The sequence below is a fragment of the Streptococcus parasanguinis genome, assembly GCF_001069785.1.
GTDB classification, from domain to species: domain Bacteria; phylum Bacillota; class Bacilli; order Lactobacillales; family Streptococcaceae; genus Streptococcus; species Streptococcus parasanguinis_T.
In genome coordinates this window covers 1-12,352 of the sequence record NZ_JVSR01000102.1, presented here as the reverse complement: position 1 = coordinate 12,352, position 12,352 = coordinate 1, and the positions used below count along the sequence as shown (strand labels likewise).

Sequence of the window (12,352 nt, the reverse complement as noted above, 5' to 3'; positions counted from 1 at the left end):
GATTGATAGAATGGTAAAAAATTGATTGAGGAGATTTTATGAAAAAACTAGTTTCCTGGTATAAGAAAAAGGATAAGGAATTGGAAACCCATTTCACAGCCGGTCTGTTGCAGATCAATTTTGTGACCAATGCACTGATTCTATTAGCCTTTTACATTTATTTTGTTGTTAGTGAGTCGATATATGCAATAAAGGATCCATTCATTCAATTTAGTTTTCTTGCTATAGTGTCCTTTACGATGGAGGTTTTGCCTTATGGTGTGACCTTAGCCCTTTTTGTTCCCAATATTTTTGTCATTATCTATGGGATCGGTCGCTGGTCTAGCCTCCAGTACAAAGAAGCTGAGGAAGAATCCCTTAAAGATCCGGTTTTGTTTGAAGATGGAGGGCCAAAGGAAGGAGAAGGAACAAGAGAAGATGACGCATTCCTTATGAAAGAAAGGCAAGAATCACCTAGTCCTAAGCCTAGCAAAAAGAAAAAGCAACAGCCTACCATTGTTCTTTGGTTTGGTCTCTTTGGTTGCTTTCTCGAAGCGATTTTCATTTACATCGTCAAGGAGATGACCTTTTACGAATGGAATGAGCCCTTGATCAATTCTCAGAAACATGCCTTGATCTGGTCTGGCGCCTATCCGACCTTCTTTACACTGGCAGCTCTTACTTTACTAGCCTTGATTATCTATTCCTACCGGGATGCGAATTCACTTTCGCCGTTAGCAAATGTCTTCTGTATTAGTGGCATTCTAGGAGGAGTGGTTCTCCTCTTAGTTTTTGATAATCAACTGCAGGTAGCAAGTTTTCACACCTTTTTCTTACTGATCTATTCCATCCATCTCTTATGGGTTCGCATTAAGGAGTGGCAGGAAGATCGAACAGAGATAAGCTATGAGAATCGTCTACTTCAATGGCTCCATCAGCTCTTAAATCGGTCGCGTAACTGGCCTTGGCTAGCGGTCCTTGTCGCTCTTCCAACCCTTGCTCTTGTTGTCCTCGTTCTCATGCTCTTTGGGCAGCAGCCGGATTCCATGATCAAGGCCTGGACCAATACAGCTGACTGGGCCTTCTCACAGAAGATCCCTCCTCAGAATCTTATCATTGATGAGCACTATCTCTGTACGGTTGCGGCTGGTGGGCATGAAAAAGTTGTCAAGCCCCAGCGGATGGGCATCCGCCACGGTCATCCAGTCGTTGTCAATCGCCAGCTTTGTATTGCCAATGCCTTTGAACAGGTGCTAGAAGAAAAGACGCCGCGATTCCATCGCTTCTTGCGTCGCAATTACGACCGCTATGGCTATCCCTTTGCTAAACACATCAAGAAGAAATGGGCTATGGACCTGATCTATTACCTGATGAAACCCTTGGAATGGCTCTTTTTACTGGTTCTCTATCTAGTCGATCGCAAGCCTGAAAACCGAATCGCCATGCAATACATCAAACCGATCCCAGAAGATTTTGATCCCCGTAAAGTTTCCTAAGTTACTGATTTTACTTGACAAGCGAGAAGGAGCGCGATATAATGAGACAAATTTAACCTTTAAGAGGTCCAGAGAGGCCTGCAAGGAAAGACAGAAAAAAAGATCAGCGGACGGAGTCTAGCTGATCATTTGTGGGACCTTGCTTTTGCGAGGTCTTTTTTGCTGGAAGAAAGAAGAGGAAACCAATGGTCAGTGACAGTTGTAAAAAACGCTTTGGCAAAATCATGATGGAGGAGATGGAGCTGGTCGCTCAAGAAGAGATCGCTCCCCGTATTTATTCTATGATCTTAAAGGGGGAAATGGTGGCGCAGATGCTGCCAGGTCAATTCCTTCATATCCGCGTCCCTGATGGGTCCAAGCTCCTTCGCCGTCCGATTTCAATTTCTGAGATTGATCCTGAGACACAGACGTGTCGCTTGATCTACCGCATCGAAGGTGGGGGGACAGCTATCTTTTCCCAATTGCCAATCGGTAGCAAACTTAGTGTCATGGGGCCTCAGGGAAATGGCTTTGACCTAAAAGGTCTTGGTCAAGGGGCGCGTGCTTTAATTATCGGCGGAGGGATCGGAGTGCCTCCTTTGGTCCAAGTGGCTAAACAGCTACATGAGCAGGGAGTAGCAGTCCATTCTGTCCTTGGATTTGCAAATAAAGAAGCTGTGATCCTGGAAGAAGAATTGAAGCAGTACGGCCAAGTCACCATTACAACAGACGATGGTTCTTATGGTACCAAGGGTTATGTGTCAACAATCGTTGATCAGATGGACCAGGAGTTTGATGCTATCTATTCTTGTGGGGCACCTGGTATGCTCAAATATGTCAATACCAAATTCCATGACCATCCTCGCGCCTATATTTCTATGGAATCGCGTATGGCCTGTGGGATGGGTGCCTGCTATGCCTGTGTGGTGCATCTGGAAAATGAGAGCCAAGCAGCCAACAAGCGCGTGTGTGAAGACGGACCGGTCTTTGAAACCGGTACGATTGTGATGTAGGAGGACCTTATGACAGCAAATCGACTAGCCGTATCCTTACCCGGTTTAGACTTGAAAAACCCGATTATTCCGGCATCTGGCTGTTTTGGTTTCGGTCAGGAATATGCCAAATACTATGACTTAGACCTGCTTGGATCCATCATGATCAAGGCGACAACTGCTGAGGCTCGCTTCGGAAATCCGACACCACGTGTTGCTGAGACGCCTGCAGGCATGCTCAATGCCATTGGTCTCCAAAATCCAGGGGTAGACGTGGTTCTAGCAGAGAAACTCCCTTGGTTGGCTCAACATTATCCAGACCTACCGATTATTGCCAACGTAGCCGGCTTCTCCAATGAAGAGTATGCGACGGTATCTAGCAAGATCTCGCAAGCGCCAAATGTCAAGGCCATTGAGCTCAATATCTCTTGTCCAAACGTAGACCATGGGAACAATGGTCTCTTAATCGGGCAGGTTCCTGAGTTGGCCTATGCGGCTGTGAAATCAGCGGTAGAAGCGTCCTCAGTCCCTGTCTATGTCAAGTTAACGCCTAGTGTGGCAGACATTACGCAGGTCGCAAAAGCAGCAGAGGATGCAGGGGCGACTGGCTTGACCATGATCAATACCTTGGTTGGGATGCGCTTTGACCTCAAGACTGGTAAGCCTATCATTGCTAATGGAACCGGAGGCATGTCGGGTCCAGCTGTTTTCCCAGTTGCTTTGAAACTCATCCGCCAGGTTGCCCAATCCACTAAACTTCCGATTATCGGAATGGGAGGTGTGGATTCAGCAGAAGCAGCCATTGAAATGATGATTGCAGGGGCCTCTGCGATTGGAGTTGGAACCGCTAATTTCACCGATCCTTATGCTTGTCCAACCATCATCGAAGATCTGCCACAGGTCATGGATCGCTATGGTATTGACACCCTTGAGAACTTCCGAAAACATGTACGGGAAAATCTACTGTAAATCCTTGACTTTTCCCAAATATCGTACTACAATAAATAAAAACCTTTAAAGTAGTCCAGAGAGGCTCCTAAGGTCTAGACGGTGAATCATGGTAGTTGTTCCTACCTAATTTTCGTGTAACCTTGCCTCGGGCAAGGTTTTTTTGTAGATAAAATGATCAATCAAAAAAGGAGTAATCCATGCGTGAAGAACGTCCTATTATCGCCCTTGACTTCCCAGCTTTCGAGGATGTCAAAAACTTTTTAGAGCATTTTCCAGAAGACGAAAAATTATTTGTAAAAATCGGAATGGAATTTTTCTATGCAGTTGGTCCTGAAATTGTACATTACCTCAAAGGGCTTGGACACAGTATTTTCCTTGATTTAAAATTGCATGATATCCCAAATACAGTCAAATCAGCCATGTCCGTACTGGGGACTTTCGGAGTAGATATGGTGACAGTTCACGCAGCCGGTGGTGTAGAGATGATGCGCGAAGCCAAGGCAGCTCTTGGTGAAGGGGCTAAGTTGGTAGCCGTGACCCAGTTGACTTCTACCAGTGAAGAAGACATGCGTGATTGCCAAAACATCCAAACAACAGTCCAAGAATCAGTAGTCAATTATGCTCGCAAGGCCCAAGAAGCAGGCTTGGATGGCGTTGTCTGCTCAGCCCATGAAGTAGCCTTGATCAAAGATGCCACTTCATCAGACTTTGTCTGTGTCACACCAGGGATTCGACCAGCAGGAGCTGAAATCGGTGACCAAAAACGGGTCATGACCCCACAAGAAGCTCATAAAATTGGATCTGACTATATTGTCGTTGGACGCCCAATCATCCAAGCAGAAAACCCATGGGACGCTTACCATGAAATTAAGAGACAGTGGAATAGTTAAGAACGTCTAAGAAGCTATGCTTCAAGACGTTCTACGGAAAGTCCGATGGGATCTTTCCTAAACCATTCACTAACTTAGTTGAAAAAAAATGATCGTTTCTTTCAACTAAGTGTCGGAATTTAAAAAGTCCTATGGGACCTTCCCTAACGCATTCACTAGATTACAGAAGAGAAAATGATCGTTTCTCTTCTGTGATCGTCGGAATAATCGGAGCCCGATAGGGCCTTCCCTAAACTATTCACTAACTTAGTTGAAAGGAAAATATCGTTTCGTTCAACTAAGTGTCGGAACTTAAAAAGTCTATGGGACCTTCCCTGATGCATTCACTAACCTGTAATGTTGTTGTTTAAATCAAAAAATGATTTAATTCGTATATGATTAAAATCGTAAAAAGGAGTCGTCATGTCATTAGCTAAAGATATTGCTAGCCATCTTTTAAAAATCGAAGCCGTTTATTTGAAACCTGAAGAACCTTTTACTTGGGCATCTGGGATCAAGTCCCCTATTTATACCGATAACCGTGTAACCCTCGCTTATCCTGAAACTCGTACCTTGATCGAAAATGGATTTGTAGATAAAATTAAGGAAGCTTTCCCTGAAGTAGAAGTGATTGCAGGGACAGCAACTGCTGGGATTCCTCACGGAGCTATTATTGCGGACAAGATGAATTTGCCATTTGCCTACATCCGTAGCAAACCAAAAGACCACGGTGCTGGTAATCAAATTGAAGGCCGTGTACCACAAGGTCAAAAGATGGTCGTAGTGGAAGATTTGATTTCTACTGGTGGGTCTGTCTTGGATGCTGTCGCAGCTGCCAAGCGTGAAGGAGCTGACGTTCTTGGTGTGGTAGCCATCTTCACCTACCAATTGGAGAAAGCCGATAAGAAATTTGCGGAGGCTGGCGTTCAACTTGAAACCTTGTCTAACTATACAGAATTGATTCATTTGGCAGAAGAACAAGGTTACATCACTTCTGAAGGTTTAGAGTTGTTACACCGTTTCAAGGAAAACCAAGAAACTTGGCAAAATAAATAATATAACTGAAGCGTTTCTAACGCTTCTTTTTTATACTCTTTTCACTAGTTGGTGGTTAACTTGAATCTCAAAGTAAAATCCGGTATGATAGTAGTAATTGTTCTTATGGATGAAAGAAAAACTATTTTTAAGGGAGAATAAGATGTCAAAAGAAGATTATTTGCAAATGAAGAAACAGGCTCGGGTCTGGTTTACCGTTAATATCGTCATCAGTTTGATGGCTATTGCGGGAGGAATTTTAGTGGTCATTAGTAAATCACGTCATATCCCATTTCTATTAATGGCCTTGGGGGCACTGACCTTGATGAACCAATTCTTGGTTACCCCTGCTTTCAACGCCAAAAAAGAAGCTGAGGAAGAACATCCAGAATGGAAGAGCTTGTCTACTAAAGATACTAAACTTCCTGTGGAGAATCTGCAGAAAGGGGTTTTGGTATCAGCTACGGCTCTTCTGATTGTCATTATTGGTTTCTTCATGTTCTATCGTCCTCTTCCGACAACTGACGCGGGAACTGAAGTGATTAAGACCTATCGCGAGATCCAGTCTGTGCCAGAAAATTCGACAGAAAAAGGATCTAGCACGGTCTCCAATTTGACTCCGAAAGATGTTCAAACCTTACAAGAATTGAAAGAAGAAATCGAATCCAATGCCCCATCAGATTCAAACTCACTAGATATAAACAAAGCAAAAGATCTTGCAGAAAAAGCGCAGCAACAGAATTGGTTGAAAAGGGGAGAATAAGATGACTTTTTAAGGGATTTGAAACCAACTAGTTTATGTGAAAGGGTAAAAAATCAATGACAGTAACAATATTCTGGCTTAGTTTGGGCATTCTGACCCTTGTTTTCTTGATCATGCTGCTTATCTTTTACACCTTGTATCGTCGTGAAATAAAAGTGAAAACAGAATCAACCGCAAGAGTTATGGGAGAAGTAGTTGATTTTGATTCCAAAAATCAACTGCTTATTTCACTGCCTGTGGTGGAGTATCAAGTCGGGGGCGAAAGATACCAAAAGACCTTTACCTACGCTTATTTCAGAGAGACTTCTTCTAAGTCAAGACAAACCAATGTTTTCGATAGAACCTATGTTCTTGGAGCCGGCAAAAATCTGGATTTGCGGATGATATTCCCAATCGGGTCTCCTATGACAGTCTTTTATAATCCAGTCGACCCACAGATCGGTTTTGTCGAACGATATGCTGGCTTAGTCGGTTTCTATAAAATCGGAATGATTCTAACGGTTGGAATTTATCTTGTATTATTATGTATTTTAATTCTAGTATTTTAGGTCTGTTAGTTAAGGTTAAGAGTTAAAAATTGCTTCGATAAAATGAGTATGTTTATAAATTACATTTTAGAACAACTTTTCTTTGCACTTTACAGTTGATAGTCAGTCCAAAACAGCAGAAATGCTGTTTTTTTGATATAATGGACCTATGTTATCGAAAAGTAAACGTATTCTATTTGGGATGCTTCATGTTGTCATGTTGCTGGTGATGGTCCACTGGTTCTTGATCAGTGTGACCTATCTGAGAGAAATTTCATGGCTAGCCATTTTAGGTGCTGGATTGCTATTTCTGCTAGCCTGGCTGAAACGCGATGGGCTAAAGAGTGCCTTTGCTTGGTTGACTCGGCATAAAAAAGGCTTCTTGCTTGGAGCGGTTGTCTTTCAGTTGATTGTTATGGTTTGTGCGGAACTCTTTATCCGTCGGGATGCTGCGGTTGTTTTCAAAGGGGCTTTTGATCTTCTTAAGCAATCCTCTATCACCAACTACCTCAGTCGCAATCCCAATAACATTCCGCTCTTTCTTTACGAGAAGTTTTTCTATGTCTTATTTGGCTCTAGCGGTCTGTGGGTCATGCAGGCTCTCAATATCCTTTATGTCAATCTGGGTGCAGTTCTCTTATATAAGCTGTCCCAGAAGCATTTCAATCAAAAAACGGCTGATCTAGTCTATCTCTTCTATGTGAGCTTGATCTGTTACTCGCCGTATTTCTATTCCATGTATACGGACATTCCGCCTCTTCCTTTGATCGCTCTTCAGTTATGGTGGGCCTTGGATCTCCTAAAGGAAAACCAAGCAAGCATCTCTTGGAAGAAGATAGTTGGTTTGGGGATCTTATCTGGCGTGACCATGTTGATCCGTCCAACGACAATTATTGTCATGATTGCCTTTTGGGCTGTGCTCTTCTTCAGAGGAAATTGGAAGGCCTTTGGAAAGATTGCTACGGTGACCGTGATGATGACGGGCTTTGTCTTTGCAGGATTGAATACAGCGGTCAATCATCAAAGAGTTGTACCGATCTTGAAACAAGAAGGGCTGGCTAAAGGACCTCTCTTGTTTATCAATCTGGGCTTGACGGATATGGGCCACAACCAAGAAGATATGAAAGAAGGCTTGTTGGCCTATATTGATGAGGATAAGCGCTCTGATTACAACAATGGCCTCTTTAAAAAAGAAAATGTGATCAAAGAAATCAAGCGCCGTCTCAAGGAGTACGGTCCTTGGGGCTTGTTGGGGCATATCTACTACAAGCAATCCTTGACGGTAGCAGAAGGGACCCTAGGTTGGCTTTACCGCGATGTAGAGTATGAGAAGACGCCTTTTATCAATCCTCTCTATGCACCCCTGACTAAAAATAATGGTCTGGCAAAATGGGTGCGGACCTATTTTCTCAGCATTGATCGCCCGCAGTACAGGTATTATGAATTTGTCAAGCAGCTGATCTGGATCGTCCTATCAGCTGGTTTGGTTGGAGCTTATCTCAAACGTCGAGATACAGATGACTTTAACTTCCTTTCCTTAGCGGTTTTTGGTGGCTTGCTCTTCTTAACCATCTTTGAAGGAGGGAAGACCCGCTACCTCATCCAATTCTTACCGCAAATTTTACTAGTCGCTTCGATCGGTCTAGCAGGATTTACCAAGAAAGAAAATACCTAAAAGCTCTGGCTTGTTTGACAGGCAGAAATTGAGGTTGGACAAAAATGTCCAGCCTCTTTTTTATCCAGTGGATCTGCGCCAAATGTGGTATAATGGAAGGTAAGAATTTATTGGATAGCGGAGAGTTTCCATGCAGCATTCACCCTGGCATGAAGCCATCAAATCCCATCTTCCAGAAGGGTATTTTCACCAGATCAATGACTTTATGAATGAAGTCTATAGCAAAGGAGTGGTTTATCCACCGCGTGACAAGGTCTTTAAGGCCTTGCAGACGACAGAGATGGATCAGGTCAAGGTCTTGATCTTAGGCCAAGATCCCTACCATGGACCGGATCAAGCGCAGGGCTTAAGTTTTTCTGTTCCGGATCATGTACCAGCGCCGCCTTCTTTGCAAAATATTCTCAAAGAATTGCGCTCAGATATTGGAGAGAAGCGCTCCCATGATCTGACTTCTTGGGCAGAGCAAGGAGTGCTCTTACTCAATGCCTGCTTGACGGTGCCAGCTGGTCAGGCTAATGGCCATGCTGGTCAAATTTGGGAGCCTTTCACAGATGCTGTGATCAAGGTGGTCAATGAGTTGGAGGAGCCTGTTGTCTTTATCCTCTGGGGATCTTATGCCCGTAAGAAAAAGCCGTTGATTACCAACGATCGACATTTGGTTCTTGAATCAGCTCACCCAAGTCCTTTATCGGCCTACCGAGGATTCTTTGGTTCCCAACCCTTTTCAAAAACCAATCAATTTTTGAAAGAGGCGGGGCGCGAGCCGATTGATTGGTTAAGATAGGAGAAAGAAATGCCACAATTAGCAACGATTTGTTACATTGACAATGGGAAAGAATTTCTCATGTTACATCGCAATAAAAAGCCCAATGATGTCCATGAAGGTAAATGGATCGGAGTTGGAGGAAAATTAGAACGCGGGGAAACTCCACAGGAGTGTGCTGCGCGTGAGATTTTTGAGGAGACGGGCCTTAGAGCCAAGCCAGTTTTGAAAGGGATCATTACCTTTCCGGAGTTTACTCCAGATTTGGACTGGTATACCTATGTCTTCAAGGTAACAGATTTTGAGGGAGAACTGATCGAGTGTAACGAAGGGACCTTGGAGTGGGTACCTTATGATCAAGTCCTCTCAAAACCAACCTGGGAAGGGGACCACACCTTTGTCGAGTGGTTGTTGGAGGATAAACCCTTCTTTTCAGCAATGTTTCGCTATGACGGCGACCGCTTGTTAGAGTCGCATGTTGATTTTTATGAATAAAGGAGAATGCAATGGTTGTCATTAAAAATGGCCGCGTAATGGATCCCAAGACCGGCTTGGATCAAGTCTGTGACCTTCGTATCGAAGGAAAGAAAATTGTAGAGATCGCTGAAAACCTCCCAACGGATGGACAAGAAGTCCTTGATGCTACTGGTCTGGTTGTAGCTCCTGGTTTGATCGATGTACACGTGCATTTCCGTGAGCCCGGTCAAACCCATAAAGAAGACATCCATACGGGTGCCTTAGCCGCAGCTGCTGGTGGTTTTACTCGAGTGGTCATGATGGCCAATACCAATCCGACCATTTCAGATATTGCGACCTTAGAGGAAGTCTTAGCTTCTGCAGCCAAGGAAAATCTTCACATTCATACGGTTGCGACGGTGACTAAGAACTTTGACGGTCAACACCTGACAGATTTTGAAGGCCTGCTTAAGGCTGGTGCAGTGGGATTTTCAGATGATGGGATTCCCCTTCAAAGCACTAAGGTTGTCCGCCAAGCCTTGGAAGAAGCTAAGCGTCTAGGGACCTTTATTAGTCTGCATGAAGAAGACCCTGAGTTGAATGGCATTCTTGGTTTGAATGAGAACATTGCTAAGGAACACTTCCATGTCTGTGGGGCGACGGGTGTAGCCGAATATTCAATGGCTGCGCGTGATGCCATGATTGCCCATGCGACAGGTGCCCACCTTCATATCCAACACCTTTCCAAGGAAGAAAGTGTCAAGGTGGTGGAATTTGCCCAAGGGTTAGGAGCTCATGTGACGGCAGAAGTGGCACCTCAACACTTTTCGAAAACAGAAAGTCTGCTCTTGACTAAGGGAAGCAATGCTAAGATGAATCCACCTCTTCGCTTGGAATCAGACCGTCTAGCAGTGATTGAAGGATTGAAGTCAGGCGTCATCTCTGTGATTGCGACGGACCACGCGCCTCACCATGCGGATGAGAAGAATGTCCCTGATATTACCAAAGCACCATCTGGCATGACTGGGCTTGAAACTTCGCTTTCTCTTGGTTTGACCTACTTGGTGCATGCTGGCCATTTAAGCTTGATGCAATTGCTTGAAAAGATGTCCTATAATCCAGCACGTCTCTATGATTTTGATGCTGGCTATATCGCAGTGGATGGACCGGCAGATTTAACCATCTTTGATCCAGAAGCAGATCGTCTGGTATCGGATCATTTCGCTTCAAAAGCAGGCAATTCACCATTTGTAGGTGAAACATTAAAAGGAAAAGTTGCTTATACGATCTGTGATGGACAAGTGATTTTTCAAGGATAAGTGATCGTATTCATATGAATCTTAAAAAAATGATGCAAGGCTTGGTTTTCTTTTTAACCAGCCTTCTTGTCTTTGTCTTTCTATTTTGTGCTTTGCTACCAATTGCATCTCCTCGTATGACCAAGCCCAAAATGGCTACGAAAGAAGTCACCTATACTTATGTAGCTCTAGGAGATTCACTGACCGAAGGAGTAGGGGATAGCACCAAGCAAGGGGGCTTCGTGCCCATCCTTGCCCAAAGTCTGTCCAATGAAAATGACGGCCAGTATCAGCCTGTCAACTATGGAGTAGCTGGGAATACAAGTGCTCAGATCTTAGATCGGCTCAAGAAGCAAACAGACCTTCAGAAGGATCTCAAAAAGGCGCGTGTCATGACCTTAACGGTTGGGGGAAATGATTTGCGCAAAGTCGTTGTCGATCATCTGAGTGATTTTTCTCTATCAGATATCCAAAAGCCGCTCAAGAGTTATACAGCGAACCTCAAAGAAATTATCACTAAGGCCAGAAAGGACAATCCCCATCTTCCCATTTATGTAGTGGGGATCTACAATCCTCTTTACCTGAATTTTCCTGAATTAACTAGTATCCAGACGGCTGTAGATCGTTGGAATGAGACGACGGAAGAAACCATCGCGCAATTTGATCAGGTCTATTTCGTCCCTATCAATGATCTGCTTTATAAAGGAATTGATGGGAAAATGGGCGTATCAGAAATCAGTGATGGGAAGACAACCGTTATCAATGATGCCCTGTATGAAGAGGATAGTTTCCACCCCAACAATACGGGCTATGAAAAGATGAAACAAGCAATATTGGAGAAAATCAATGCCACGAAGAAAACTTGGAGTCAAAAATAATCCCATCAAAGAGAAGGTCCCCTTCCTTCAAAAAATCAATATTTGGAAATGGTTATTTTTAGGTTTGGTCAGCCTTCTCTTAGCCTTCGCTTTAGTTGTGCAAGGACGCTTAGCGACGCCAAGAGAAGATGTTAGCCAGCTTCATCAAGCAGTTGGCACCAAAGATGTCAAAGTTGGAACCATGACAACGACTCGAGATCAACTCAATGATACCATCAAATCGCTTCTGAAAAAATATAAGCTGTCCGACTACAAGGTCTATGCGGATAATCAGCAAATCCTCTTAGAAGGACACTTGAGTCTCTTAGGAAAGGACTATCCCTTATATATTTACTTTCAACCATCCAAGTTGGAAAACGGGAATATTCTCTTGACGGTGAAGGATTTTTCAGTTGGAACCTTTCAAATTCCACAAAGGATGGTCTTGCAGCTCTTGAGTAAAAATAAAAATATCCCAAAATTTGTTCAGATCTCACCCAAGCAGTCTACCATCACCATTGTATTGCCAGAAATTGACAATGACTTTGGAATCTATGTTAAGGCCAATACCATTGACCTCTATAATGACAAGATCGTTTTTGATTTGTATCAGAAGAAGTAGGGCGAAAGAGGCTATTCAGATTGAAGTCAAAGTCATCTTAAAAACTTTCCTTAGGTGAGTACGGACGTCAGCGAACTTCTACGAAGTTCC

The 12,352-nt window shown here is 43.7% G+C and carries 13 protein-coding genes; all 13 read left to right on the top strand.

From position 1 onward, the window contains the following. Positions 1-38: 38 nt before the first annotated feature. The 13 genes from ADG03_RS09460 (at position 39) to ADG03_RS09400 (ending at position 12,262) form a co-directional block, all read left to right on the top strand. Complete coding sequence (locus ADG03_RS09460) at positions 39-1,475, top strand: DUF6688 domain-containing protein (protein ID WP_049473051.1); 1,437 nt, start codon at positions 39-41, stop codon at positions 1,473-1,475. A gap of 185 nt (positions 1,476-1,660) precedes the next feature. Continuing rightward, complete coding sequence (locus ADG03_RS09455; RefSeq protein WP_049473050.1) at positions 1,661-2,467, top strand: dihydroorotate dehydrogenase electron transfer subunit; 807 nt, start codon at positions 1,661-1,663, stop codon at positions 2,465-2,467. A gap of 9 nt (positions 2,468-2,476) precedes the next feature. Beyond that, the gene (locus tag ADG03_RS09450; RefSeq protein WP_049473048.1) at positions 2,477-3,415 is read left to right on the top strand and encodes a dihydroorotate dehydrogenase; all 939 of its coding nucleotides are present in this window, start codon (positions 2,477-2,479) and stop codon (positions 3,413-3,415) included. A 179-nt stretch (positions 3,416-3,594) separates the two neighbouring features. Next, the gene (gene pyrF, locus ADG03_RS09445) at positions 3,595-4,287 is read left to right on the top strand and encodes an orotidine-5'-phosphate decarboxylase (RefSeq protein ID WP_013903499.1); all 693 of its coding nucleotides are present in this window, start codon (positions 3,595-3,597) and stop codon (positions 4,285-4,287) included. Between the two features lie 402 nt (positions 4,288-4,689). Then, a complete protein-coding gene (pyrE, locus tag ADG03_RS09440; RefSeq protein WP_003003338.1) occupies positions 4,690-5,322 on the top strand; it encodes an orotate phosphoribosyltransferase in 633 nt (210 codons plus the stop codon). Positions 5,323-5,464: 142 nt separating this feature from the next. After that, positions 5,465-6,064 (top strand): hypothetical protein, encoded by a 600-nt coding sequence (locus ADG03_RS09435; RefSeq protein WP_049473047.1) that lies wholly within the window; start codon positions 5,465-5,467, stop codon positions 6,062-6,064. Positions 6,065-6,120: 56 nt separating this feature from the next. Beyond that, a complete protein-coding gene (locus tag ADG03_RS09430) occupies positions 6,121-6,612 on the top strand; it encodes a DUF3592 domain-containing protein (RefSeq protein ID WP_049473046.1) in 492 nt (163 codons plus the stop codon). A 148-nt stretch (positions 6,613-6,760) separates the two neighbouring features. Further along, the gene (locus tag ADG03_RS09425; RefSeq protein ID WP_049473044.1) at positions 6,761-8,266 is read left to right on the top strand and encodes a glycosyltransferase family 39 protein; all 1,506 of its coding nucleotides are present in this window, start codon (positions 6,761-6,763) and stop codon (positions 8,264-8,266) included. A gap of 130 nt (positions 8,267-8,396) precedes the next feature. Beyond that, positions 8,397-9,050 carry a uracil-DNA glycosylase gene (locus tag ADG03_RS11620; protein ID WP_003003387.1) on the top strand — a complete coding sequence of 218 codons (654 nt, stop codon included), beginning with the start codon at positions 8,397-8,399 and terminating at the stop codon, positions 9,048-9,050. A 9-nt stretch (positions 9,051-9,059) separates the two neighbouring features. Next, positions 9,060-9,524 carry an NUDIX hydrolase gene (locus ADG03_RS11615; RefSeq protein ID WP_003003493.1) on the top strand — a complete coding sequence of 155 codons (465 nt, stop codon included), beginning with the start codon at positions 9,060-9,062 and terminating at the stop codon, positions 9,522-9,524. A gap of 11 nt (positions 9,525-9,535) precedes the next feature. Beyond that, the gene (locus tag ADG03_RS09410) at positions 9,536-10,804 is read left to right on the top strand and encodes a dihydroorotase (RefSeq protein WP_049473043.1); all 1,269 of its coding nucleotides are present in this window, start codon (positions 9,536-9,538) and stop codon (positions 10,802-10,804) included. A 14-nt stretch (positions 10,805-10,818) separates the two neighbouring features. Continuing rightward, positions 10,819-11,661, top strand: coding sequence for an SGNH/GDSL hydrolase family protein (locus ADG03_RS09405; protein WP_049473042.1), 843 nt, complete (start codon positions 10,819-10,821; stop codon positions 11,659-11,661). Beyond that, positions 11,630-12,262 carry a YpmS family protein gene (locus ADG03_RS09400; protein WP_049473041.1) on the top strand — a complete coding sequence of 211 codons (633 nt, stop codon included), beginning with the start codon at positions 11,630-11,632 and terminating at the stop codon, positions 12,260-12,262. The genes ADG03_RS09405 and ADG03_RS09400 overlap by 32 nt, the downstream gene beginning before the upstream one ends. The last annotated feature ends 90 nt before the right edge of the window (positions 12,263-12,352 follow it).